Origin of the sequence: Bdellovibrio sp. 22V (assembly GCF_030169785.1) — a bacterium.
Classification (GTDB): domain Bacteria; phylum Bdellovibrionota; class Bdellovibrionia; order Bdellovibrionales; family Bdellovibrionaceae; genus Bdellovibrio.
Genome location: NZ_CP125854.1, coordinates 2,957,117 through 2,982,853 on the forward strand (window position 1 = coordinate 2,957,117; position 25,737 = coordinate 2,982,853).

The 25,737-nt window shown below is 46.5% G+C and carries 23 protein-coding genes; 7 read left to right on the forward strand and 16 right to left on the reverse strand.

The features are described 5' to 3' along the window. Nucleotides 1-37 precede the first annotated feature (37 nt). Nucleotides 38-916 (reverse strand): site-specific tyrosine recombinase, encoded by an 879-nt coding sequence (locus tag QJS83_RS14320; RefSeq protein WP_284605749.1) that lies wholly within the window; start codon nucleotides 914-916, stop codon nucleotides 38-40. A 126-nt stretch (nucleotides 917-1,042) separates the two neighbouring features. Here QJS83_RS14320 and QJS83_RS14325 point away from each other — a divergent pair, with 126 nt between their 5' ends. Continuing rightward, the gene (locus QJS83_RS14325) at nucleotides 1,043-1,384 is read left to right on the forward strand and encodes a hypothetical protein (protein ID WP_284605751.1); all 342 of its coding nucleotides are present in this window, start codon (nucleotides 1,043-1,045) and stop codon (nucleotides 1,382-1,384) included. A gap of 60 nt (nucleotides 1,385-1,444) precedes the next feature. Here QJS83_RS14325 and QJS83_RS14330 read toward each other — a convergent pair whose 3' ends face one another. From QJS83_RS14330 to QJS83_RS14360, 7 genes are all read right to left on the reverse strand, one after another. Then, nucleotides 1,445-2,071, reverse strand: coding sequence for a hypothetical protein (locus QJS83_RS14330; protein WP_284605753.1), 627 nt, complete (start codon nucleotides 2,069-2,071; stop codon nucleotides 1,445-1,447). A gap of 96 nt (nucleotides 2,072-2,167) precedes the next feature. After that, the gene (locus QJS83_RS14335; protein ID WP_284605754.1) at nucleotides 2,168-2,947 is read right to left on the reverse strand and encodes a hypothetical protein; all 780 of its coding nucleotides are present in this window, start codon (nucleotides 2,945-2,947) and stop codon (nucleotides 2,168-2,170) included. Between the two features lie 395 nt (nucleotides 2,948-3,342). Beyond that, nucleotides 3,343-5,169 carry a hypothetical protein gene (locus QJS83_RS14340; protein ID WP_284605756.1) on the reverse strand — a complete coding sequence of 609 codons (1,827 nt, stop codon included), beginning with the start codon at nucleotides 5,167-5,169 and terminating at the stop codon, nucleotides 3,343-3,345. Nucleotides 5,170-5,205: 36 nt separating this feature from the next. Then, nucleotides 5,206-6,363, reverse strand: a complete 1,158-nt coding sequence (locus QJS83_RS14345; RefSeq protein WP_284605758.1) for a SpoIID/LytB domain-containing protein — start codon at nucleotides 6,361-6,363, stop codon at nucleotides 5,206-5,208. Between the two features lie 96 nt (nucleotides 6,364-6,459). Beyond that, entirely contained in the window at nucleotides 6,460-7,209 is a 750-nt protein-coding gene (locus QJS83_RS14350; protein ID WP_284605760.1) for a slipin family protein, read from the reverse strand. Between the two features lie 9 nt (nucleotides 7,210-7,218). Beyond that, nucleotides 7,219-8,493, reverse strand: a complete 1,275-nt coding sequence (locus QJS83_RS14355; RefSeq protein ID WP_284605762.1) for an NfeD family protein — start codon at nucleotides 8,491-8,493, stop codon at nucleotides 7,219-7,221. Then, on the reverse strand, nucleotides 8,490-8,981 hold the full coding sequence (locus QJS83_RS14360; RefSeq protein WP_284605763.1) for a hypothetical protein: 492 nt from the start codon (nucleotides 8,979-8,981) through the stop codon (nucleotides 8,490-8,492). Before QJS83_RS14360 ends, QJS83_RS14355 begins: the two co-directional genes overlap by 4 nt. A gap of 141 nt (nucleotides 8,982-9,122) precedes the next feature. Between QJS83_RS14360 and QJS83_RS14365 the strand changes: the two genes are divergently transcribed. From QJS83_RS14365 to QJS83_RS14370, 3 genes are all read left to right on the forward strand, one after another. After that, on the forward strand, nucleotides 9,123-9,329 hold the full coding sequence (locus QJS83_RS14365) for a hypothetical protein (RefSeq protein ID WP_284605765.1): 207 nt from the start codon (nucleotides 9,123-9,125) through the stop codon (nucleotides 9,327-9,329). A 175-nt stretch (nucleotides 9,330-9,504) separates the two neighbouring features. Continuing rightward, nucleotides 9,505-9,792, forward strand: coding sequence for a BrnT family toxin (locus tag QJS83_RS17485; protein ID WP_374030125.1), 288 nt, complete (start codon nucleotides 9,505-9,507; stop codon nucleotides 9,790-9,792). Continuing rightward, nucleotides 9,789-10,031, forward strand: coding sequence for a BrnA antitoxin family protein (locus QJS83_RS14370; RefSeq protein ID WP_284605767.1), 243 nt, complete (start codon nucleotides 9,789-9,791; stop codon nucleotides 10,029-10,031). Before QJS83_RS17485 ends, QJS83_RS14370 begins: the two co-directional genes overlap by 4 nt. 8 nt (nucleotides 10,032-10,039) lie before the next feature. Here QJS83_RS14370 and QJS83_RS14375 read toward each other — a convergent pair whose 3' ends face one another. After that, nucleotides 10,040-11,233 carry an MFS transporter gene (locus QJS83_RS14375; protein WP_284605768.1) on the reverse strand — a complete coding sequence of 398 codons (1,194 nt, stop codon included), beginning with the start codon at nucleotides 11,231-11,233 and terminating at the stop codon, nucleotides 10,040-10,042. Nucleotides 11,234-11,311: 78 nt separating this feature from the next. Here QJS83_RS14375 and QJS83_RS14380 point away from each other — a divergent pair, with 78 nt between their 5' ends. After that, nucleotides 11,312-11,746: a hypothetical protein gene (locus QJS83_RS14380; protein WP_284605769.1), complete on the forward strand. Its 435-nt coding sequence runs from the start codon at nucleotides 11,312-11,314 to the stop codon at nucleotides 11,744-11,746. 13 nt (nucleotides 11,747-11,759) lie between these two features. On the opposite strand, the gene murJ is transcribed toward QJS83_RS14380, so the two are convergent. From murJ to uvrB, 3 genes are read right to left on the reverse strand one after another with little or no spacing between them, the layout of a single operon-like run. After that, a complete protein-coding gene (gene murJ / locus QJS83_RS14385; protein ID WP_284605771.1) occupies nucleotides 11,760-13,322 on the reverse strand; it encodes a murein biosynthesis integral membrane protein MurJ in 1,563 nt (520 codons plus the stop codon). Next, the gene (gene uvrC, locus QJS83_RS14390) at nucleotides 13,319-15,217 is read right to left on the reverse strand and encodes an excinuclease ABC subunit UvrC (protein ID WP_284605773.1); all 1,899 of its coding nucleotides are present in this window, start codon (nucleotides 15,215-15,217) and stop codon (nucleotides 13,319-13,321) included. Before uvrC ends, murJ begins: the two co-directional genes overlap by 4 nt. Beyond that, entirely contained in the window at nucleotides 15,204-17,282 is a 2,079-nt protein-coding gene (uvrB, locus tag QJS83_RS14395; protein WP_284605775.1) for an excinuclease ABC subunit UvrB, read from the reverse strand. The genes uvrC and uvrB overlap by 14 nt, the downstream gene beginning before the upstream one ends. A gap of 231 nt (nucleotides 17,283-17,513) precedes the next feature. Between uvrB and QJS83_RS14400 the strand changes: the two genes are divergently transcribed. Together QJS83_RS14400 and QJS83_RS14405 are read left to right on the forward strand one after the other, a co-directional pair. Next, nucleotides 17,514-19,736 (forward strand): penicillin acylase family protein, encoded by a 2,223-nt coding sequence (locus QJS83_RS14400; RefSeq protein WP_284605776.1) that lies wholly within the window; start codon nucleotides 17,514-17,516, stop codon nucleotides 19,734-19,736. Between the two features lie 82 nt (nucleotides 19,737-19,818). Further along, on the forward strand, nucleotides 19,819-20,310 hold the full coding sequence (locus tag QJS83_RS14405; protein ID WP_284605778.1) for a hypothetical protein: 492 nt from the start codon (nucleotides 19,819-19,821) through the stop codon (nucleotides 20,308-20,310). Nucleotides 20,311-20,356: 46 nt separating this feature from the next. Here the strand turns inward: QJS83_RS14405 and QJS83_RS14410 are convergent, their stop codons facing one another. The 4 genes from QJS83_RS14410 to QJS83_RS14425 all read right to left on the reverse strand — a co-directional run bounded on the left by QJS83_RS14410 (nucleotide 20,357) and on the right by QJS83_RS14425 (nucleotide 25,610). Next, nucleotides 20,357-22,078, reverse strand: coding sequence for a sensor histidine kinase (locus QJS83_RS14410; RefSeq protein WP_284605780.1), 1,722 nt, complete (start codon nucleotides 22,076-22,078; stop codon nucleotides 20,357-20,359). 15 nt (nucleotides 22,079-22,093) lie between these two features. Then, nucleotides 22,094-23,545, reverse strand: a complete 1,452-nt coding sequence (cysS, locus tag QJS83_RS14415) for a cysteine--tRNA ligase (RefSeq protein ID WP_284605782.1) — start codon at nucleotides 23,543-23,545, stop codon at nucleotides 22,094-22,096. A 7-nt stretch (nucleotides 23,546-23,552) separates the two neighbouring features. Next, nucleotides 23,553-25,034, reverse strand: a complete 1,482-nt coding sequence (gltX, locus tag QJS83_RS14420) for a glutamate--tRNA ligase (protein ID WP_284605783.1) — start codon at nucleotides 25,032-25,034, stop codon at nucleotides 23,553-23,555. Nucleotides 25,035-25,115: 81 nt separating this feature from the next. After that, entirely contained in the window at nucleotides 25,116-25,610 is a 495-nt protein-coding gene (locus QJS83_RS14425) for a CarD family transcriptional regulator (protein ID WP_284605784.1), read from the reverse strand. Nucleotides 25,611-25,737: the final 127 nt, after the last annotated feature.

Below are 25,737 nucleotides of genomic sequence, written 5' to 3' on the forward strand. Positions count from 1 at the left end.
AAGAGCCTCTCAGCGAGAGGCTCTTTCGAGGATCGGATTATTTTTCGACTTCGACCATTTGCGAGAGCGGATGATGCTCTTCAATAGTTCGAGTCATCGTATTTGTCGTCACATTGGTATAGATCTGTGTCGTCTGGATGCTTGCGTGACCCAGTAGCATTTGGATCGAACGCAGATCCGCGCCGCTTTCCAACAAAGCTGTGGCACAGCCGTGACGGAAACGATGTGGATTCACAGGCTCTGGAAATCCAGCACGCGCCGACCAAGCTGCCAGCCATCTCCACACATCAACACGCGATGGACGATGACCGCGATCATTGATCAAAATCGCCGGAGTGCTTTCTTTCATCAATTGCGGACGATGATCTTTAAGATAGGTCGTGAGGTTTTCAGCTAAACGCTCTGTCAAAGGCACCAAACGCTCTTTGCTGCCTTTACCAAGAACTTTGATCCAGCGATCCGTGGCATTGAAGTCAACGACGTTCAAAGAAATCAACTCAGACACGCGGCAACCCAATCCATAAAGGAAAAGAAGAGTCAGCTGGTTGCGCGCCGTCTTTACCGGATCTTGCACTTCCGCCGCATCGAAAAGTTGCTGGAACTCTTGCGGAGTCAGAACTTTCGGCAAACCGACTTTGACTTTCGGCGGACGCAGCTCACGCAGCTCTTCGCATTTCATGCCGCGTGTTTCGCAGAACTTGAAATAGGTGCGCAACGAAGAGATCACGCGCGCCTGAGAACGTGTCGAGAGTTTATTTTTTTTCATAAACTCATAAAACCCGCTCACTGATTTATTTGTTTTACGGTATTCAAGATAGAGTTCCAGGTCGCGGCGATAAGCCATCACCGTATTCTGAGAACGTCCTCTTACATTTTGCAGTTCATCAAAGAAGTCGATCCAAAGAGGTAATTCCATACAACCATTACACCCAGACTTTATTCCAACGGCAAGGAATATCACCTGATTCTTCTGCACATCATCATGTTCTTTTCACTTTATAAGGCTGCTAAAGTGAACTAAGAACAAATCAAAGGAGAAAACATGAAAACACTTCTCTCAATTATCACATTAATTGTATGGACCGCGTCTTCTGCTTTTGCCTCTTTGATGATCCCAATAAACCCAGCACCTGCACCCATCGTTCATTGCAACCACGTAGGTAACCATATTAGTTGTTCTAACGGCGTCATGTGCACAATTCAGCCCGGCGCTGGAAGTGCTTTTGTTTCATGTAACAACAGAATGACCTGCACTGTTTGGGAATCCGGGATGGTTTCATGCAATAATGGCAACAACTGCCATCAGACAGGAACGAACCTCTATTGCAATCAAGGTCTTCGTTGCATGGCGAACAGCCCCACTCACTTCTCTTGTCATCTTTAAAAAAGAAAAACCCCGAGGAGCACAGTCCCCGGGGCTTGGTGATTACTTATTTAAGTCTGATTAGTTGAATGTACCGAAGAAATTTGATGAACAAGCAATTCCGTTGACGCTTGTCACTTTCACGGCAGCATAAAGTCTCGAACCGGATTCAACAAGTCCCATTGGATACGGAGCTTCAACACTCATCGTGATACCGCCACCCACTGTTACCAATGATGGAAGCACAATGTTCACGCCATCGTAGTCCATTTGACCTACAGTTGTAGACTGTACTTGATACGTTCCCGCTGGAATAACACATCCAGTGATAGGATAATTCGTTCCAGGGTAGTAATCATACTGAGGAGTCGTCACAACCATTGTTCCTTGCACATAAATCGGACCGCGATAATACTTCCAAGTATTGCCAGTTGCATTAGGCTGGATTCCTGTTGATTGTACAAGAATCTGCATGTTTTGGAAGACCACGTTGCCGTCGGTGCTCTTGGATTGGTAAGTCGTCAAAACAACCGGTTGAGGAATCACACCCACGCAGTTCGCGCAGTTGTTAATGCCAACACCGATCACAGGACTTCCGCCGCTGTCTTTTTGACAGGCCGCAAGGGCTAACATAATTCCCAGCGCTGCCAAAACACGAGTGAAAGTCTTTGCTGGAAAACTTAAGTTCTTCTTTTTAAGTGTTTCCATATTGTTCTCCTAGTTAATCCTTCTTATTATTCTTCTTAATTAAACGTTTCTAAAACTTTTTTGCTTCTTCCATCAAGGACCTTGCGGTCCTTGTTATTATTGTTGTTTGAAAGCTGCTGACTTAGACAAACCGCTGAATGTGCCAAGCTTTCTGAAACCGTCTCCAGGGTATGGAGTGTTTTTGTTGATCACTGCAGAAGCGCGGCAGTTGTAGGGACCGTCATAGATGTACCAGCACTTTCTGTAAGGAGATTGCTGAGCGTAAGATTGTGCGAAGTTTTTGTAGTATACCGAACCTGACACGAATCCTGAACCTTGCGCATCACCTTGGTTTACATAGTTATCAACCACGAGAACGATCGCACCGTACTGATCTTGGAAGAACGCTGAGAAGTAGTACTTACCGTTGATGATGAACCATCTGTTGAATTCCGCTTCCAAAAGACCTGCATCTCTTAATTTGTACATGTCTACGTTCGTACCAGAACCTGCTTCAAAACGACCTTCATAGTTATAACCGCTGTCTGTGTAACCGATTTTCACAGAACCTGCGTAGCGACCGTTACCTACGTTTTGCAAATCAACCGTTAACTTGAAGTTTGTTGGGTTGTTCAACGGATGCATTGCTACGTAAGAGTTCATTTCAGCGATAGATACTGGAACAAAATTCACTGTGTTAGAGCTTGTCGTGCCACCTGTTGAACCACCAGTGCCTGATCCATCTGGAGCAGTTGGGATTGTGCTAGGTGCGCCGATGCCTGGCTGATATACGTTATCAACTGAGTTCGTTTGGAACGAATTGCTCTTACCGCAACCTACGCCCATAAGGGAAATCGCAGCTACTAGGTAGATCAATTTGGAGTTGAATGTTTTCATATCAGCCTCTCTTAAGAAGTCCGGTTGTTAAAGGACCTCTCACCCAGACTCTATTGCGATGCCTGTGCCAATGTCTAAGAAGCCGGGCAAGCTACTGAAATCTCGAAGGAATAAAGGGCTTTCTCAGGGTGAAACAAAGACCCGTTGAGCGTCTAATGTCTGGGGAGGGGGCGCAAAAAGGGCACTCTGTCACATCTTGAGATGGAAAAAAGTTCGACGAAAAAGCAAATATTTAAGATTTTTCCTCATCTTACCGAAATGGGATTCGTACATATTTTATAAAGGAATTAGTCATGACAATCACAGCTACAAATGTATTGATCCTCGGTGCAGTCTTCATGTTCGCTGCGCGAGTTTTTTTGGGATTCTAAAAAAACAATTTCTCTAAAGTTTTCTTAGAACTTGGCGTGTAGGTAAATCATCCCCTGCACTTTTCTTTCAGTCGTTCCCATCACCGGTGTAATCGGCCCAATAACTCCAAACGGTGTGATCTGATTTCCCTTTGTGTAAGAAGCGGTTGCACCGATCTCGACAAAGTTATTCAACTTCTTATTCCAATCCACGGATACGGATGCCGCCGGCACCAAATCATAAAACGGATCTTTGCTTTTATTTGAGACAACGCGCCCCAAATCTGCGCCCACACTAAATGTCCCTAGTTTTTCTGTTGGAATAACGGCCTTAATAGAATTCTTCAAAGCCACCGCCGAGCTTGTGTTCACACCTTCCAAGAAATAAACATCCGTACCCACAATCAAGTAAGCTTCTTTTTTACCCGGCTTGCTGGTGTCGTACATGATACCTACACGATCATAAGAAGTGACCATCTCGCCTTTATGTTTCTGCTCAATGTCCATCGGCACCCAGCTCCACGTACGATCCGCAGACACGGTCAAATTCAGCGGAGCGATCTCGTGATCGACGCCTGCCTTGATTTCGTTGCGCATTCCTGATGAGACATTCTTTGATTGTTCTCCGCCTTTTAATCTCGTGTCGAAATTGACGGCGTTGAATTCCAGGCGTCCCGTCGTGTTGTTGACCCGAGCTGTGCCCTTCAAGTGAGAACCGAAGAACAAAGTGCTGCGCTCGCCTTCTTTAAAAGAGTTCGACATCGCATCAAATCCTGGAGCGGAAATTCGCAGTGCTCCGCCATAGGCTTCTGCAGAAGCGCGGATTTCATCAACGACCATACCATCCGTTACAATACCCGTGGAGGCTCTTGTCGAAATACCTGCGGCCTCAAGACGATAAGCGCCTTCATCAGTGACGACTCTTGAGCCGAGCATGAAACCTTTGACGTTGTCGTTTCCCAATTGCATCGCGAGAGTTTGTTCGTGCTCACCCGCACGCACCGTGAACGTCGACTGATGTGGGCGAAATCTTGCCACACCCTGAATTTGATCCTGCACCCATTGCGCCGTTGCCGGTACGTACTCGTGCAATTTTCCAGGGCGAGACTCTACGTACTGCGTTCCTGTCAGAACACCAAGAACTTTTGAAGAGACATCCACTGCCGACTGCAAAGATTTTTGTTTCGTATTGAAAATCTGTGAATAGTTTTGAACGTAGTACTCGCCGGTTTTGGGGTCTCTAAAATGAAGAATCGCGTGTCCACCGGTATCGTCTTTAGAAAGATTCTGCTGCCACTGCCCGTTGTGACGGCCCACGGCCTCAAAGCCTAAACTTTTCGCTACTTCGCCGAGAAGTTTATGGATGTCTCCGCAAACGCCGCCTTCTCTGTGAGCCCGAACGGCATTTTGATAAACGGCTTCGAGATTTTTATTCTCCGTACCCGTCGCGCTGTAACCCGCAGACAGACGACTCCCCAGCATACTGAGAAGAAGCATTTTTTCTTCATGATTCAACTTTGCGCCGGCGGTTTTCGTGTACTTCAAAGCCTCTTGCAGATTCTTCTGTGCTAAGAACGAATTAAAGTCCGTGTGAACCTTCGTCAAACTGTTTAAGGAAAGCCCGAGGTCTTGGGGATTTTTAAAAACGATATCGAGTTCTTTGCCGACAGGCTTCGTATCCGCAAAGAAATAGGCATCGACTAAATGTCTTTGGCCGGAGGTCAAAGCTTGCGTGACTTGCTTAATGGTGCTGAGAGACTCCGTCTCTTCACTCGAAGTCGAGCAGTCTATACAAGGAGGCTGCGCCTCTGTTGCAAAAGAAGAAGAACTCAAGAAGCCCACGAGAACGAACATCAGACTTTGTGTTTTCATGTTCTTCTTTTCGGGCGAAGTAAGAGCGAACTAAAACTACTTTAGTCGAGCCAACGGATAATAGTGTTTTAAGATTTTCGTGAAACTCATTCCTTGCTGTCCCAGCGTCCGACTTCCCCATTGACAAAGTCCCACACCGTGTCCAAATCCCCGACCTTCAAAGAGGTAAGTTTCGCCGATTTTTTTCATTTCAAAAAGAGAACTGCGCAAATCCTGGAACCCCAGCATTTGCCGGAAGTTATTCGCACTGATGATTTTTTCAGATCCTTGATTCAAAGCGATGCGCACAGCCTTAATTCTTTTCTCTGAAGGCGCATGAACAAATTCAAGATGCGCGATTTCAGAAACGCCAAGACGCTTTTGCAACTCTTCTTTTGTCAGTTCTAACTTCCACTGCCCGCGCGGATTCGTAGGGCACGAGCTGTCGACTGCCACACCCGCATTCACGCCATGGTCCCACACATTGCGTGGAGACGTCGTTCGGCCTCCGCAATCGGAGTGGAAAAAAGCTTTCAGCACTTCACCGTTCGCAGCGTAGAGACGCAAACCTTTTGTTTCACGCACAGCTTGCAGAGCTTTTTTAATCAATGGACTTGATTCGTCTTCCGCAACCACATGACGAAACACTTGATCAAGAACGTTGCTTTCCAAGTGATAGGCGCGATTTTTTCTTTCACTCTTCACGGCCAGAGCGTACGACCGAGCGGCCACCGCTTGGGCTTTCAGTGTCTCAAGAGGCCAGGATAATGGCATTTCACTCGCAAGAACGCCCACAATATATTCATCCAAAGGCATGACACCAATGACATCGACTTTTTGCTTGTTGACGCTGAGAAGAACGCGCGACGGAAGAGTTTGCGCGCCGATACGCAAGCCCTCTCCTTGAATCATTAAAAATTTTTGCGTGAAAAGACGTTCTGGTTCTTGATTGCCAAGGCGCAAAGCCCAAATATTCTTTCCGTTTTTATTAAGCAAACGGACTTCTGCTTGCGAAGAATTGGGAATAGCCACTTGACGGTAGTTCTGATCGATATTCTGAAAACGCAGGCCTATGCCAGAAATTTGGATCTTTTGCGCCACCGAAAGAAGACGCACGCGCACCAGTTCAGGATCTTGCACCAACGAAGAGTGCGCCTCTGAAATAAAACTGACAAAAACAAAGATGAAACAACACGCTGCCCATACCAGTTTCACTAGAACTCCATCCGTAGAGATCGCACAAATAAGAAAGGATAGAGCTTCTTGCTCTATCCCCCCTATTAAACCGCAAACTCTGGCGCGGATGAAAGTCTAGTTTTTGTGATTCATCTCTACCAGTGGCTTAATGATATCCAGCGGCAAAGGGAAAATGATCGTATTGGATTTGTCGCCAGCGATTTCCGTCAATGTTTGCATGTACGCCAACTGCAAAGCGGAAGGCGATCCAGCGAGAGTCAAAGAAGCTTCTTGTAGCTTTTGCGCTCTTTGCACTTCCCCGTCCGCGCTGATGACCTTCGCACGACGTTCACGCTCTGCCTCTGCTTCACGCGCCATTGCTCTTTGCATCTCTTTAGGAAGATCAATTTGTTTTACTTCAACCATAGTGACTTTGATGCCCCAGGCTTCCGTATGCTTATCAAGAATACCTTGAAGAGCCGCATTGATTTTATCACGGTGTTCGAGAACGTCATCCAAGGGATATTGCCCCATCACGGAACGCAAAGTCGTCTGTGCAAGCTGGCTTGTTGCGAAGTAGTAGTCCTCGATTTTTGTAATCGCCTCGAGAGGAGAAACCACTTTGAAGTACACCACGGCATTCACCTGCATGCTCACGTTGTCTTTAGTGATAACATCCTGGGGTTGCACGTCCATTGCCACAGTACGCGTATCAATCTTGATCATTCTTTCGATAAAAGGAATAAGCAAAATCAAACCAGGTCCGCGCACACCCACGGCTTTACCAAGACGTAAAACCACACCGCGCTCCCAATCATTTAAGATTTTAATCATCGAACTTAAGATGATTCCGCCGATAACGACTATCGCTATTAAAAACTCCATGCTGTCTCCTTATTTCACCTTTTTTACATTCACAGTTAAACCTTGGCGGCCCGTCACGCTCACGGTGTCGTTCACTCGCAGCGAATCCTCGGAAACAAACTTCCAAGTTTCACCCATAATTAAAATCTGCCCCGAGTGCCCGTTGTTTTCCACGGATGTCACAACGCCGTCCGTCCTTTTCAGATCGGAATCGACATCACTCGATTTGAAGCGAATGGTCTTCACAGCCAAGTATCCCAATCCCAAAAAGAAGGCCCCGATAAGACCCACAACCGAAATGATAAGTGGTAACGGCAAAGTATACCCCGTAGACTGAGCATCAAATAAAAACAAACTTCCCACAAAAATGGAAATCAATCCTCCCGCACCTAAAATACCAAAACTAGGAAGGAAGATCTCAAGCACCAAAAAGGCAATTCCCAAAAGAATCAATGCAAGCCCGCCCCAGACAACTTCCAGCTTATGGAAAGCAATCAAAGACAACACAAGACCGATGCCACCAATCACTCCTGGAGCAATCATGCCAGGATGAGTGATCTCAACATAGAGAAGAGCCAAACTTCCCATGAACAACAAATAAGCGAATTCGGGATCTGCGACAAAACTTAGAACTTTGTAGCGGAGATCCGGCGCAAACTCTTGCAAGGCATCCACCTTCACGGTGGTTTCTTTACGCTCTTCCGTCAGAACAACTCGGCCCTGCGCTTGTCGTAAAAAATCCAGTTCATTATTCGCAAGAATATCTAGCGCTTTTTCTTTGTGAGCCTGCTCACTGCTTAAAGATTTCGCCTCTGTGACGATTTCTTTTGAAAACTCCAAATTGCGACCGCGAAGCTTTGTTACGCCTTCGAGCCAGCTAACGGTATCGTTGACGATTTTCTTTCTAAGGTCTTCGGGTGTTTTTTCTCCCGTACCCAGAATCGGAGTCGCCGCGCCAATGTTCGTTGCCACAAGTCCGCCGTTCACGTGGCAAGCCTGCAAAATAATCGCGCCGGCGCTGCCTGCGTGGCCTCCACTGGGAGTGATCAAACAAAGATAAGGAATTTTCGAAGCCAGGATGCGCTCGACGATCAGGCGTGTGCTCTGCAGACTTCCGCCCGGTGTGTTCATACGAACGTACAAAGATTCGCACTTGTTTTCTTCCGCTCTTTTTTCCGCTCTTGCCAGATAATCCGATGTCGACGCCGTGATGGCTTCGTTGATCGTCACCGCCAAGGTGCACGCGGCTTGCGCCGAAGCGCCCACGGAAAAAAGCAAAAAGAAAATCAGAGCGAGTTTTTTCATAAGCCTAACTCTTTCATCACTTTCTGAAGATCATTCCACACGACTTTTTTAGCTCCAGGATCTTCGATTAAGTAAGCGGGACTGTAAGTCTCAATCCACTTGCCCGGACCTTTAAGAATCATCTCACCTAAGTCTTTCGGAAAAGAGCTAAAGACCACGACGACTTTGCCTTCACAGATCGCGGCTAATTCCGAAGGCAGTTGCGAACGATCTTCAACAGTGCAATCAAGCTCAAGCACTTGAAGATTTTTAAGCTTCATCGCCGCTTTCATTTTTTCGAAAAGATCGCGGGTTTCCGGAAGAAAGAAGCTTTCTTTGGCTTGCGTGAGAATATTTAGAAAAATAAGTTCGAAATAAGGAGACTCCGAAGGTTCAAAAGGGCCTTGCGCGGTAAAAAAACGCGCCTTCACGGCACCCTCTTCGGAAGCAGGCAGCATCACATTTTGAAGTCCTAGAACGTCCTGCAAGTATTGGATGTAATCTTTCATGGCAGGATTCTACCTAGACCTAAAGCGAGAGACCAATAAAACCGACCCTAATGCGCCGCTCAATACCCTGTAAAGCCACATTTCCAGTCTCAAGTTGAGACAAAATCCGCCGATAAGAAAGACATCAACGCAGGAGGTCCCATGGAAGTTTTCAGATTCAACATCATTCCCACTGAAGAATTTAATAAAAGAGAAGACTTCCGCAAGGCCATCAACAACTGCGAGATCTGCGGCAGCGCTTTGGAGTTCAGCTACCAACAGCTTTCCGAATTCGCCGTTTTAAAAGAAGACGCCCAATGCCCCTGCTGCGACTTCATCAAAGAAGCCACCAACCACCGCGTACACTGATAAATACGCTCGCCTTTAATGTTAATGCCTAGCTTGGATCGCTAGGCATTTTTTTATGCGCCTACCGGATTCGTTCTCGTTCAATACCAGCCCTACTGGCTGCACCTATAAATTGCAATAAACACATGCTTTTACCCTCGTATTTATATTGTATTTACAAAGTAAAGGTGATAATGTGTATTTCGAATGGGATAATGACAAGGCGGATTCTAACTTCAAAAAGCATGGTGTTAGATTCTCAGAAGCCTCCAGCGTTTTTCATGACTTAAATGCATTAGAAATTTTCGATCCCGACAACTCTTCCTCTGAGGAGAGATGGATACGCCTTGGGAGATCTTCAAAGTCGCGACTTATTGTTGTGGTTTATTGCGAAAGAGCATCTCCTGAGCGAGTTCGCATCATCTCTGCTCGGTTAGCAACAAAAAAGGAAGCGCGATACTACTCGATAAGAGGTGTTTTATGAGAAAAGAGTATGATTTTTCGAAGGCGAAAAAAGCAAAGCCTGTGAAAGAAACAAAAGTCCTTAAAACCATTCGGTTAGATTCAGATGTTTTGGAGTGGTTGGAGCAAGAAGCAGAAAAGCAAGGAATGGGTTATCAGACTTTCCTCAATTGGTTTTTGCGAAAATCCATGGAACCGCAAAACTCTATCGAAGAACGTCTCAGCAAATTAGAAAAAGCCGTCTTCTCTAAAAAGGCCTGATAAAGTTATTATTTGGAGAATTCTTTGAAGGCTTTGTAGAGGCCGATGAGGCTGAGGCCGGCAGCGGCCGCAATTAAGGCGTGCGAAGTTTGAGAAAGGCGAGCCAAGGCTCCCCAGCTGACAGCGCCCAAGGCCATTCCGGCGTAGAAGACTGCGAGAAACACGCCGAGCATCGTGGCTTTTAATTGCGAAGCTCCTGTGATTTGGCGAGAACTCATATTCATCAAAGTGGAAAGCACCAGCCAACCGACACCGCCTAAAAACATTCCTGCCGCCATAAAATAGAAATTCGGCGCAAGAGCCAGTAAAAATATTCCGAAAGCATAGACCAAGTAAGATCCCGCCAAAGATTTTTGCGTATGATGGGGCTGCATGATTCTATCTGAAAGAAAAGCACTTACACATGCGCCTAAACCTAAGCTGCCAAGAAGTCCGCCGTATTGCCACGACGACAACGCCAATTCAATACGTCCCCTTGTTGGATACAAGGCCCACAGCGAAGACGCAAAAAACGTGACGCAAAATATTTCCATCCACAGTTTCAAATTGTGCAAAGAGAAAAGCGGCAGCCAATCTTCCGGTGTTAAACGCAAATGTTTTTTTGCTTCAAGGTTTTCTTGCACCGGCCACTTCCAGAAAAACAAAATGAGACCTAAGAATGAAATACTGTTCAATAAAAACGCCGTACTAGGACCGAAGGCACTCAAAACTCCACCGCCCACCGTCGGGCCCAACACACGAGTGATGTTGATGCCCATGTAGTAGACAAGGACGGCTTGCGCATGCATCCCATTGGGAACCAAATCCGTAAGCACGGACTGAAATGCCGGGTTTGTTAGAGCAAAACCGATTCCCATTAAGAGCGAAAGCAAAAGAAGACTGAGCTCCGTGACTCTTTCTTGCCAAACTAAATAAGCCAAAAGACCCGCGGCAAAAAACATCCCTAATTGCGCAAAAAGAAGAATCTTACGACGATGTCCCAGATCGGAAAAATATCCCGAAGGAATACTGAAAAAAAGAACCGGCAAACTGCCGGAGAAAGAAAGCAAAGAAATAATCAGCGGCGACGTTGAAAGATGTGTCATCACCCAGCTTGCCGCCACATCTTGAATCCAAGTCCCGACATTTGACACAAAAGCACAGATCCAAAAAGACCTGTACACAGAGATTTTCATCGGAGACCAAACACCGGCTTCATTCATGACAACAGCAGCATACTACGGAAAAACTTTGCGACCAATTTCTTATTACTAAATACTAAAAATATCAGGAGGTTTATTATGAGAACCTTTCTTGCTTTCTTTTTAGGAACCTTTCTAAGTCTTACCTCTGATGTTTACGCCAAAGATGCTTCTCCACCCCTTGCTCCTACATCGCCCCTGCAAATTTCCGTAAACAATGAAACCCTGAAAGAAGAATCGAATCAGTATTATTACATTAACTTCGGCAGCGTAAGGGTTCACTGGAGCCGTTATGAAAACGTCATTCTTAGAAACACAGGGGCCTACCCCGTGGAAATTCGCGGCGTCTTTATCACCGGCTCCGCTTTTTATGCCTGGAGCAACTGCCCGCGCTGGTTACAACCTCGAGAAACCTGTGCCACCCGGGTGGAGTTTCGCCCCTGGTACGACGGCCATTTCGCAGGACGACTGCGCTTCGCATTTTCGTATGACAATATCTACGTGGACCTTTATGGCTGGGGAGTACGCTGGTAGCGTACTCTTAGTTCTAGCGGAGGCGTTTCAAGACTTTTTGCACGAGGCCGTGCGCTTGCTCTACTTTAAATAAAATTCCCAAAGCAAAATACAAAATGCCATAAACCAAGAGCGCCGCAATCGCGTGCCATAAAACGTGCAAATGCTCTGGGATAATCAAATAATCAAATGCAAAACCACAGCCTGCGCTGATGGTCGCGATAAACCACACTTTAAGCTGAAATTTCCAAGGAAGCCCCGTCTTACCGATGCGTTTATTCAAAGCTTTGCGCAAGAAATAGAATTCCAACCATCCGGCTAAACCCGCTGCGGCTGTCAATCCCGGAGCCCCCCACTGTTTTTCAAAACCCAAAGTCTCTGGCAAATAAAACGCAAAAAGAACGCCGATTAACGTGGCAAAAATAATTCGTACAATCGCGAACTGCAAAGGAGTCCGAGTATCTTTTAAAGAGTAAAAAGTCGAAGAATACAAACGTCCCAGAGTTGAAGCCAAAAGACCGATGGAGTAACCAATCAACACGATCCACACATAGTGCGTGTTTTCTTTTTGGAACTCACCGGTTTGAAAAACCGCTCCGACGATAAGATCACCCAATAACAAGAAACCGACCACCGAAGGAATAATAAAAAAAGCAATCTGCTGCAACCCGCGATTCAAGCGCCCTTGCAGATACTCTTTGATTTCATGTTCAGAACCCGTAGCCTGTGACATCGCCGGCAGCTCCGCCACGGAAACACTCATACCGAAAAGACTGACTGGAAGAAGATAAAGAGTTTGCGCGTAGGCCAATGCAGAGACCGCGCCTGTTGGCAAAAGACTCGCCAGCATATTGTCAATGTAGGCGCTAATCTGCACGACACCCCGGGAAATAACCACCGGCACAAAGTTTTTTGTCACGGTCCGGACACTTGAAAGTTTTAAATCCAAAGACGGTGCGATCTTTTTTCCCAAACGCAAAGCCGAGGGCAACTGCACGGCAAACTGCAGGAAACTTCCCGCAACAAGCCCCCAGGCCACGGTTTGCGCGAGTTCAAACTGTCCTTGCTTGCTTCCCCACATCACAAGCGTTGCAATGATTGCAAGGTTCCAAATAACGGGCGCCACATAAGACAAAAAGAATTTACGGTGCGAGTTTAAAATACCCAAACACCAAGCCGACATGACAAGGAAGCCCGTGCCGGGAAAAAGAATCTGAACAATTTGAATCGTAAGATCGCGTTTTTCCCCTGTGAAGCCGGGCGCGATCAGATCAATCATAAAAGGAGTGATAAGCACGCCCACAAGAACCAAAAAAGACGTCAGCAAAAAAAGAAGACTGCCGACAACCGAAGCGACTTTCGCGGCCTCTTCGTCGTGTTTTTTTGCGAGAAGTTGGGCATACACCGGGATGAAACTTGCGGAAAGAACACCTTCACCGAAAAGGTTCTGCAGAAAGTTAGGGATTTTTAAAGCCGCTTTAAAAGCGTCACCCGCATCCGAATTTCCGAAGAAGTGGGCGAATACTCTCTCTCGAACAAGTCCGGCGATACGACTTAAAAAAATTCCCAAACCCACTAAGAGAGCATGACTTTTCACTCTTCAACCTCAGTTTCTTCCTCTTCCGGCTCATTCAACTGTAACAGAATGCGCTCGGCCAGAACCCGATTGAATCCTTTAAGCTGTGCGATTTCTTCGGGAACGGTCATCTTGATTTCATCAATAGAGTTAAAGTGAGTCAAAAGAGTTTTCTTTCTTTTTTCACCTAAGCCCACGACGTAATCAAGTTCGCTTTCCAAAGACGTACTTTCACGCAACTTACGATGATAAGTGATCGCGAAACGATGGGCTTCGTCACGAATGCCCGTTAAAATATACAAAGCCTCGGCGTTGTTTTTAAAAATCACGGGATTTTGCCGTCCGGGCAGGAAGAAGCGTTCTTCCGTCGACTCGACTTCCTGTTTTTGGAAGTCGCTTTCCGTTCGCGCCTTAGCCAGACCCACAACCGGAATGTCTTTACGACCGATTTCTTCCAAGATACGCATCGCCTGCGCCAGTTGTCCTTTACCCCCATCGATGACGATCAGGTTCGGATCTTCGTATTCAGTGTGTTTGAAACGGCGACTTAAAACTTCATACATGGAGGCAAAGTCATTGATACCCTCCACCGTTCTGATTTTATAGCGGCGATAGTGTTCTTTCGCCGGCACACCGTCCTCAAAAACCACTTGGGAGGCCACCGTCTCGGCACCTTGGAAAGTCGAAATATCGTAGCACTCGATGCGGTGAGGAATATCGGGAAGGTTGAACTTTTCTTTGATCTCATCCAAACCACGCAACTTTTCTTCGGATTTGGATACGTATTTTAAGAAGTGGGCTTTCGCATTTTCGTTGGCCATATCAACCAGATTGCGGCCGCGCTCATCCGTTGCAAAACGCACGGTCACTTTACTGCCCGAGCGTTCTTTTAAGACTTCCGCCATCAGCTTAGTCAAATCGGCACCGATATCCAACGGCAAAGAAACTTCATCAGGGATAAAGTTGTCTTCGTAATACTGATTGAGGAAATCCACCATCCACTCGCGCGGATCTTCCGCCGGATCGTTGGGATCAAAATGCGGCAAGAAATGCGGTCTTGTTCCAATCACGCGGCCCGCGCGCACGTGAACTGTTTCGACAAGACAACCGCGATGATCGCCATAGAATCCCACCGCATCCTGGTCTTTTTCAGAAGTGTCATTGATGACCGCTTGTTTTTCTAAAATCGCCTTGATCGCCTGCACGGAATCGCGCAACCGAGCGGCTACTTCGAATTTTTCCTCTTCCGCCGCCGTCATCATTTTTTCGGTCATGGTTTTGACGACTTTTTTGTTTTGACCTTTTAAGAAAAGTTTAGCGCCTTCGACCTCAGAACGATAATCCTGCTTTGAGATGTAATTCACACATGGCGCCGTACAACGGCCAATTTGATAAGTCATACAAGGACGTCGACGTGTTTTAAACATCACATCCGTGCAATCGCGAATTTTAAAAGTCCGGTTCAGAAAACGAATCGTTCCTTGCACTGCAAAGCCCGAAGTGTACGGGCCAAAGTACAACGAACCATCCTTCTTCACTTTTCTTGCCAAATACAAACGCGGAAAATCGTCGCTCCAGCTTAGTCGGATGTAAGGATATGCTTTATCATCACGCAAACGGATATTGTATTTAGGACGATGTTTTTTAATCAAAGACGCTTCTAGCAAAAACGCTTCAACTTCGGTTTTCGTCAGAATGTATTCAACCTCGCAGATGTTCTGCACTAGCAGGCGTGTCTTCGGCGAGTGATCTTTGTTATCCGTGAAATAACTGCGAACGCGGTTGCGAAGATTTTTGGCTTTTCCGATATAGATGATCTTATCGGTGACGCTCTTCATAAGGTAGACCCCACTCTGCGTGGGGAACTCTTTCACCTTAAGGCGAACCTCTTCGAACTTGATATTATTTGAGGCCATCCTTGAGCACCTCCGCACTGTCGGATTCCACTTCACCGCTGCGCAAATTCAATTCAACAATCTGCAAACGTTTGATTTCGTCACGAATCTTCGCTGCTTCTTCAAATTCCAGATTCGCCGAAAGCTCTTTCATACGCGCGCGCAGTTTTGCGATTTCGGTCTGCAACTTATCCGGCTGATGCGCGAACTTATTAACGATCGCTCCGGTTTTGTTTTCACCTTGCAGCGGAGTCGCTCCGACGGACCCGTCAAAGACTTCGCCAAGACCTTCTTTGATTCTTTTACGAATCGACTGCGGAGTAATTCCGTTTGCGGCATTGTATTCTTGTTGAATACGACGGCGACGATCGGTCTCTCCGATGGCTTTTTGCATACTCTCGGTGATGACATCCCCGTAAAGGATCACGACGCCGTTGACGTTCCTTGCGGCACGGCCGATCGTTTGAATCAGCGAACGCTCCGAGCGCAAGAAGCCTTCTTTATCCGCATCGGTGATGCCGACAAGGCTGACCTCGGGAATATCCAGACCTTCACGAAGCAAGTTGATCCCGACAAGAACGTCAAAGACACCCAAACGAAGGTCACGGATAATTTCCGTTCGTTCCACCGTCGCAATATCACTGTGCAGGTATTTAACTTTGATTCCAAGGTTCTCGTAGTACTCGGTCAAATCCTCCGCCGAGCGTTTGGTCAACGTTGTGATAAGTACGCGCTCTTTGCGTTTGATACGCTCACGAATTTCTTTGAGCAAGTCATCGACTTGATGTTTTACGGGCCGCACTTCAACGACAGGATCAATCAATCCCGTTGGACGGATGATCTGCTCGACAATGATACCTTCCGACTTTTGCAGTTCATAGGTGCCTGGCGTTGCCGATACATACACGACCTTGTCCATCATCGTTTCAAATTCTTGGAAGTTCAGCGGACGGTTGTCCAAGGCCGAAGGTAAACGGAAACCGTGTTCGACCAGAGTCATTTTTCTTGCGCGGTCGCCACGATACATGCCCCCGATTTGCGGAACTGTGACGTGCGACTCGTCGATAAAAGTGACGAAGTCTTTGGGGAAGTATTCCAAAAGCGTCGGTGGCGGTTCGCCAGGCCCACGGCCTGTCATATGACGGGAGTAGTTTTCAATTCCCTGACAAAAACCCATTTGCTCCATCATCTCGATGTCGTAATAGGTTCTTTGCTCAAGACGTTGCGCTTCGAGAAACTTCATTTCGGTATTGAGTTTACCTAAGTGATCACGCAACTCGTCCTGAATGGATTTAATGGCGCGCTTCAGATTGTCATCGCTGGTGACGTGATGGCTTCCCGGATAAATGCCGATCTGATCAAGTTCTTCCAAAACCTGGCCTGTCAACGGATCAATCCACGAAAGTCTTTCGATGAAATCACCGAAGAATTCGACGCGAACGGCGCGTTCTTCTTCGTAAGGAGGAAAGATTTCAACATTATCGCCGCGAACCCGCACGGTCCCGCGCGAGAAATCGACGTTGTTTCGTTGATACTGAATACGGATCAGCTCACGCAGCAAATGATCGCGCTTCATCTCGGTGTTCGAGACGATTTGAATCATCATGCCTTCATAGGCTTCCGGAGATCCTAAACCGTAAATACAAGAAACCGAACTCACAATGATCACGTCTCGGCGATCAAACAAAGAGCGCGTTGCCGAGTGGCGCATACGATCGATCTGCTCATTGATCGCAGAGTCTTTTTCGATATACGTGTCTGTCGACGGAATGTAGGCTTCCGGTTGATAGTAATCGTAGTAACTGACAAAGTACTCAACCGCGTTGTGGGGGAAAAGTTCTTTGAATTCGGCATAGAGTTGTGCCGCCAAAGTTTTATTCGGCGCCAACACCAGCGCCGGTTGATTGAGTTGCGCAATAGTATGCGCCATCGAGAAGGTCTTTCCCGATCCTGTCACGCCAAGCAGAGTTTGATGTTTTAATCCAGCCTCGAAGTTCTCCAACATCTGTTGAATCGCTTTAGGTTGATCCCCTGAAGGTTTAAACTCCGACACCAGTTGAAAGTTCTTTTTAAAAGCTGAGCCCATCCCTCCAAGAATACCACTTCCCAAAAAAAGGTGCCTGCTTCTTTTTTCTGGCAATCCCGCGTCAACCCTTCGTCCAGACTCCTCCGAAAACCCCTCAAATCTTGCACAGTGACATTAACGCTTGCTAAATCGGAAACTCCGTCCGAAATTTGCATTATGAAAATCCTAAAGCGAAGCCTTCTCGGACTCTTGATCCTTTTTATTGTCGTCTCTACCGGCTTTTATTTCTTTATGAGAAACTCACTGGCTCCGCTGGATGGGACGCTGGCTTTGCGAGGTCTTTCCGCGCCGGTCACGGTCACTCGCGACACTTACGGAATTCCGCATCTTAAAGCGCAAAACAAACTCGACGCTCTTCGTGCACTGGGTTTTGTCATGGCCAGCGAAAGACTTTTTCAGATGGAGCTTTCTCGCCGCATGGTCCGAGGAGAGCTCAGCGAGGTCTTCGGAAACCTTGCTCTAAAAAGCGATAAACTTTATCGCAGCTTGATGCTCGAAAAATCTGTCGAGCGGATGCTGGCTTACGAAAAAGAACAAGGCCGCTTTGATGAAAAAATGTGGACCGAGATGGAAGCTTATTTCGATGGCGTCAATCAATACATCGAATCGCAGCCGCGCCCTTTTGAGTTGCAACTTGTCGGAATAAAACCAAAACCATTCACGCCCATGGATGCTTACATTATGACCGGTCACATGGCGTACAGTTTCGGAATCGCTTTGAAAGCGGACCCCGTTATGACAAAACTGGCGGGACAGCTTTCCGAGGAAGCATTTCAAGCTTTGCGCAACGATCCTTTAAAAAGCCCTCTCAAAATCGCGAGCTTAAGTATTCCGCCTTTTGAATTTTCTACGGAAGGCTTATTCGCGCCGGTTTTTGACGGCAGTAACGCTTGGCTGGTAAGCCCGAAAAGATCGCAGTCGGGAAAAAGTATCTTTGCCAACGATCCGCATATTGGCTACTCGCACCCGGCTGTGTGGATGGAGGCACACATTCAAACTCCAGAGTTTGAACTTTACGGCCATTATCTCCCGCTTGTGCCTTTCGCAATCCTTGGCCACAGTCGCCAGCTTGCTTGGGGCTTTACGATGTCTTTAGCGGACGACATGGATTTGTACCGCGAAATCTTGGACAAGGAAAAGAAGACGGCACTTTTTAAAAACTCGCCAACGCCGTATCAAGAGTGGAAAGAAGTCATCAAAGTTAAAAATGAAGGCGACGTCGTCCTGAATGTTATCGAGACGTCACACGGGCCTTTGATGGATGAAGTTCTTGAAGAAAAAAATCTTGCTCTTAAGTGGGCCTTTCATCGCCGCGAAAATAATCCGATGAAAGCCCTTCGCGCGATGGGTGCAGCCAAGAACATCAAAGAGTTTGAAGCTGCTCTTCAATACGGAACCGCGCCGGGCCTGAACGTCATGTATGCAGATGCTGAAAACATCGCGTGGTGGATGTTCGGAGACGTCGCGATTAAGAAAAACCCGAACTCCGATTTAATATTGAACGGTGCTTCCGGAGAGGATGAATACGAGCGAACTCTTGCCTGGCAGGAAAAGCCGCATCTTGTGAATCCTCCAAGTGGTATCATTGTCACGGCAAACTCCCGTCCGGTGGGTTTGTCAGACACGGTCCGCGGAGACTGGCAATCCGATGACCGCTTTCAAACAATCAGCAAAGCTCTGAACGAAAAAGATCAGTGGAGTGCTGAAGATTTTAAATTCCTCCAAACTGAGAACTACAATGCGCAAACAAAGGTTCTTCTGGAAAAACTTTTTGATAAACTTCATTTAGACAAAAAGGATGAAGAAAAATACAGCGAAAGAATTGCAAAGCTCAAAAACTGGAACCTTCGTTCGGAAACACATTCAACAGAAGCGAGCTTCTATCATCAGTGGCACAACGAAAACATCCTCCTTATGCTAAACGACTGGGATGAAGAAACGAAAAGAGCTTACCTGAACACACCTTACGCTTGGGTGTTTTACGAAAGAGCTTTATTAAACGAAAACTCCGCGGTCTGGAAGAAGCGCTCTATGGAAAACATTGTGACTGAAGGATTTAAAGCGACCCTTAAAAAATTCCGTCACAATCCCGAGTGGGGCGAAATTCACACCGTAGAGTACACGCATCCCTTGGGGCGCAGTTTCCCGCTCAATAAAATATTCAACTTAGGTCCCTATCCTATGAGCGGCGCCTACAACGAAATAAACAACAATAAAATGCGCGCGCTGGGCGGAGATTTCAAAGTCGTTGCAGGTCCCTCTACCCGCAGAATCGTCGACTTTGCGAATCCTCAAAAAAGCTGGGGCATAAATCCGATTGGAATTTCGGGTCACCTTTTGTCACCCTTCTATGACAACCAAGTTCAGATGTTCCTTCATGGAAAATACCGAGAGCAATTGATGGACGAAAGCGACATCCAGAATGCGAAATCACACGAGCTGATTTTACAATAATGTATCCTCACAGATGACGAAAAGTTCAGGTCTCCTCGGGGGCGGGCTGTGCCATCCTCAGTCTTGCAAAGTAGGAGGTCCCATGTTTTCTCGAATGATGATCTTTTCTTTCTCAATTCTATTTGGGAGTACGGTTCTTGCTTACCCTAATGTCGGAGACAAAGTCAGCTGGACCGGTTCCATCAATCAAGCCGATGGCACCGTTGTTCCGGTAAAGATCACGAAAGAAGTGATCGACTATAATAAATCGACGAAAAAATGGTCGGTGAAATACGAAGCGACAATGGGAAAAGAAACTTCAACCCAGCTTCTTGACGTCGACAATCTTTACTCGAAAGAACGCTACAAAGAAATTATCAGCAAATGCGAATCTCAGGGCGGCAAGATTGAAGTGATCACGACCGACCCAGGAATTTATGAAACCTGCAAAATGACGATCGTGACACCCGAGGGAGTCGTCGTCGAAAAATGGTGGGGCAATATTCCCTTCGGAGTCGTGAGCAAAAATACGCGTAATGAAAAGCCTTCTAAATACGAAAAACCGGATCTTGATTCGATTATTGCAGGATTATAGTTTTGCCGGCGTTCCAGCTTCTCTCTGCTGGAATGCCTGATCCCATTTACTTCGGCAAAAACACTTTTACGGTGGTTCCTTCTCCCAAAACGGAATCAATCGACAAACACCCATTCAGTTTTTCGATGAAACCCAACGTAAAACGCATTCCTAAACCATAACCTTCGCCGGCCATTTTTCTTTTCGAATGCGGATCCAAGATTTGTTTCGCCGTCTCTTGCGACATGCCCTGCCCTTTGTCGGCAACGAGTATCTCAACTCCTTCCTTGCGCGAAGTTATGAGAACTCCAATACTGGAGTCAGAAGCGCTATAGCGTACAGCGTTTGAAAGCAGATTTCTAAAAATAGACTCAAGCACAAAGCTCGAAGTATTGATCGTAATTCCTTTTTCGGAAATATTCTTTTCAAGGTGAATCGTTTTCTGCAACGCTTGAGGCAGCAATTGCCGCCAAGCCTTATCCAGACAGTTTTCGACATCCTGATTGACGGCGTGATCCGCATCCTGAGTCCAGGCCAGAATATTCTGCAGCAATTCAATAGCTCCAAAATTCGCTTGTTGTATTGTTGCGATTTTCTCTGCCAAATCTGTTTGCGAGGTCTCTTTGGCAAGGTCACGCGTATGGTGCAATAAGATATTCACGGAAGAAAGTGCTCCTGTCATATCGTGAGAAAGAACGGCTTGCACCTTACGGTTGAAATCAGTCATCCGCAGAATTTCGTCGTTAAGTCCGCGCAGGACCAAATTGCTTTCTTCGAGCTCTTGATTCAGTTCAAGAAGGCGGCTGATGTCGTTCAATACATAAACCGAAGCTTTCTTTCCATCAAAGCTTCCACGAATTTCATGATGAAACAGCTGATATTTTTTCTCTTCAATTTCCACAATCTCGCGGCTGTTTGTGATCTTGGCGATAATTGGAATATCTTGCGAAGGTTTTCCCATATCCCTGGGACTCAGATTTAAGCAGCGGCTCGCGGCCCTATTTAAATCCCAGAGCTCCCCACGCGAACTGAGTGTTATTACGGGGCTTGGTAAATCGGCGAAGACCCGTTCTTGCGCTAAAGTTTTAATATCCAGGAATTCCAAACGCGTAATCGCCATATAAAACATCAAAACCATAGGCCACGCGAAAGTCGAGCTGACCTGCATCGCCAATGGATCACGCACGATGTAGCGAAAATAGATTTCACTCGATATATGACAAAGTCCTCCCGCCGCAAAAAGCAAAGCGTACTTTCGCAGCGGGCCCCTTTTTCTGAAAACCGTAAGAATATAGATAGTGTAGATAGAGAAAAGACACATCAAACTGTGCAGTAGGAACAAACGAAAAACAGGTCCAAACTTATACGTAAGAAAACCGAAATGCTTTGCTTCAAAAAAATCGTAAAGGACTAAGTTCTGCGCAAAAGGCATACCGAGAATGGCCGCTAAAGAAACAACGAAGGAAACCGCCGGATATATCCACAGAAGGAAGACCCATTTTCTCCAGCGCTCCCATTGCTCCCGAAAGAAAACGCCCCACGCTAAGATGAGCCAGTTCGCCGGAATAAATGCGACAACGACGGGCCTGAGTCTTGTCAAAAGAACCCGTGTTTCAAATTCAGGAATCACGAATATCGCCAAAACCAGAATCATCCAGATGGCATAGGCGGCTTCATTTATAAGAAGTAAACGATGAAGAGGCGACCTGCGATGGGGCCACACCTTCACCACTAAGATCGAACAAAGCACCAAGGTGAAAAGCGCCGAGAAAAAGGCGACAAGAAACAATGCTTGCTCCTTTTTCTACTTCGTAACTTCCCAGAAACTTCCTGTTGGCGTATCGCTTACGGAAATACCCATGCCCGTAAGCTTCGCACGCAATTCGTCGGACTTTGCAAAGTCTTTTGCATCACGAGCTTGTGAGCGTTCGGCAACTAGCGCGTTCACGGCGGCTCTTTCAACATTCATTTTTTTCAAAAGCATGTCGTCAAGTTTCACTAAGAATTCATGCGCAGGCTCTTGGAACAAGCTCATCAAAGCGCCGAATTTCTTTACGAACTTTTGGAAAGCCAAGGCTTTACCTTGAACGGCCGGGTTTGATTTCATTCCGCGACGAACTTGGTTGTTGAACTGGCGCACCACTTCGAACACTGTCGCAAATGCATCGGGAGTTCCGAAATCATCATCCAAGGCTTTTTCAATTTTTGTCCAAGCTTCCGTTGTGACTTTCTCAAAGCTCGCATCGGCAGCCGAGACCTCTTCAGAAAGATAATCTTCCGCCAAAGACAATGCAGAATAAACACGCGCCAATCCTGAAACAGCTCTTTCGACAGCCGCATCACTAAAGTCACTCATTGTTCGATAGTGCACGGACAAGACCATCCATTTATAAATTTCAGAATTGTTCTCTTCCAAGAACTCGCGCATCGTCACGATATTACCCAAGGACTTCGACATCTTCTGACCGCCGAAGTTGAGCATATTGTTGTGCATCCAGTATTTTACAAAATGTTTGCCGGTGCAGCCTTCACTTTGCGCGATCTCATTTTCATGATGCGGGAAAATCAAATCCATTCCCCCGCCGTGAATATCAATCTGATCACCGAAGATTTTTTTAATCATCGCCGAGCACTCAATATGCCAGCCAGGACGACCCGGCCCCCAAGGAGACGGCCAGGAAATTTCACCCGGCTTCGCTGCTTTCCAAAGAGCGAAGTCCCCTGGGTTGCGTTTTTTCTCGTCAACGTCAACGCGCGCACCAGCCTGCAACTCTTCCGGATTTCTGCCGGAAAGTTTGCCATAGCCGTCGAACGATTCGATGGAGTACATCACGTCACCGTGAGTTTCGTACGCCTTCTTCTTATCAACCAAGGTTTGCACCATGGACGTAATATCATCCATGCTTTCAGTGACTTTGGGATTGAAATCGTGAGGACGAAGCCCCAACGAAGCAAAATCTTTTTTGTATTCGGCAATATACTTCTCTGAAAGATCATGAGGAGTCATCCCCAACTCATGCGCACGGTTGATGATTTTATCATCCACGTCGGTAAAATTCAGAGCATAAGAGACTTTCAGCCCCTTAGATTCAAGCCAGTTGCGCACAAGATTGAAAAACACAACCCCGCGGAAATTTCCGACATGCAGGAAGTTGTAAACCGTTGGACCGCACACATACATTTTCACTTGGCCCGGGGTTAGCGGTACAAAGTCTTCAAGCTGTTTCGACTGGGAGTTGTAAATCTTCAAAGACATGAATCACCTATGTTTGCGCCAAAGCCTGCTCAGCACGCGCGATCAAAGACGTTTTCTTCATTAACGGAACCAAAATTTTCAGCTCTGCCCCGTGCGGCTTTCCGATAACGGCCACACGAATCGGCATGAATAAATTTTTGCCTTTCGCTCCCGTTTTATTTTTCACTTCGTCTTGGTACTTCAGGAACTCATCTTCCGTCATATATTCCGATGGATGTGCACTGACCAATTCCTTCCAAGCTGTTAGAACGGCTTTAGTAGGCTCCCATTTCAAAGTCTCTTCGGCCTCTGGCAAAATCACGTAAGACTTGTCATTCAGAGGTTTATAAAGTTCGATCGCATCGGCCAGGATTTCCATGTAAGGCTTAAACACTTCGATGGATTTTTCCTGCCACACAGGATCCTGGGGAAGTTCCATTTTTTCACGCGCCAAGAAAGGTTGAATCGCCTTCCACAGTTCCATATTCGGAAGAGCACGCAAATGCACAGAGTTCATCCATTTAAATTTCACACGGTCAAAAATCGCACCGGACTGATTCAAGCGACTGATATCGAAAGCCTGAATCATATCGTCGACAGTCATGATCTCTTTACCTTCGGGATGCGACCAACCCAAAAGCGCGATGAAGTTCAAAACCGCCGAAGCCAGATAGCCTTCTTCTTTAAGCTGACCGCAAGCCACTGCCCCTTTACGCTTGGAAAGTTTTTGGCGGTCTTCATCAAGGATCAAAGCCATGTGACCAAACTCCGGCAAAGGCCAGCCGAGGCCTTCATAGATCATCATTTGACGAAGAGTGTTCGGCAGATGTTCTTCCGCGCGGAAGACGTGCGTGATCTTCATCAAATGATCGTCAATCACACAGCAGAAGTTATAAACAGGCATTCCGTCAGAGCGCAGAAGAACAAAGTCACCCACCATGTCGGAAGGGAACTTCACCTCACCACGCACAAGGTCTGTGAACACATAATCCTTCGCCAAACCTTTTGTTTTAAAGCGCACGACGCCCTTGTTGCCTTTTTCAATATGCGCGAGGGCTTTTTGCAAATCCCAATCTTGATAAGGAGAATTTACGTGAGGAGAACGGCCCGCAGCTTTCGCTTCTTCTCTTTGCTTTTCGATTTCTTCATCCGTGAGGAAGCAATAGTAAGCTTTGCCAGCGTTTAAAAGCTGATCGGCGAATTTCTTGTAGATGTCCTGGCGCTCACTTTGACGATAAGGTCCCATGGGCCCCACGTCTTTTAAAGTTTTTGGATCGACACCTTCGTCCCAAAGAAGATTCAACCATACTAAATCATCAACCACGCCACGCAGAGATTCCTCTGTTGAACGCGCCTCGTCCGTATCTTCAATACGCAGGATGAACTCACCGCCATTTTTTTTCGCGAAAAGATAATTGTACAAAGCTGTTCTTGCGCCACCCACGTGCAGATAACCTGTTGGTGAAGGGGCAAAACGAACACGAGGATGCGGAGAAATTTTTGAGGTCATGACAGCTCCAAATAAAAAAAGGCCTGGTTAAAAAACCAAGCCTTGAATTTATTATGTTTTTTGGAGTTCGTCTAGGCTGGATTAGCCTGTGATACCGAAGATCGCTTTGACTTCTTCTTCTTTGAAAAGCTCTTCTTGGCTTGTTGCCAAAGTGAGCTCTTTTAGAAGAAGGCTGCGAGCTGAATCAAGCATCTTGCGCTCACCAAAAGAAAGCTCTTTGTCCGCTTTCAACAGGAACAAGTCGCGTAAAACTTCAGCAATTTCGAATACAGATCCTGTCTTGATTTTCTCCATGTACTCGCGATAACGGCGGTTCCATGTTTGGTTGTCGATCTTGATGTCTTTTTCTTTGAGAATGCCTACTACGCGCGCAGCTTCCGTTTTAGAAATGATCGGACGAAGCCCCGCAGATTTAACATTTGTCGTAGGAATCATGATTTTCAGGCCTGTGTCCACCAACTGCATATTATAAAATGTTGTTTTTGTGCCCAACATTTCTTTGGTTTCAATAGAAACCACTTTAACAACGCCATAGCCGGGATAAACTGCATTATCACCGATATTAAACGTCTGCATTGAACCTCCCCCTGAAAGTTTAGGGATTTACGACCTTGTCCGTTCTATCAAATTTGACACGAGTTATCAAATGAGAGCGCTGTGGCAGGAAATATTTTCAGAGGAAATTTCAAATGCAAAAGGGCTC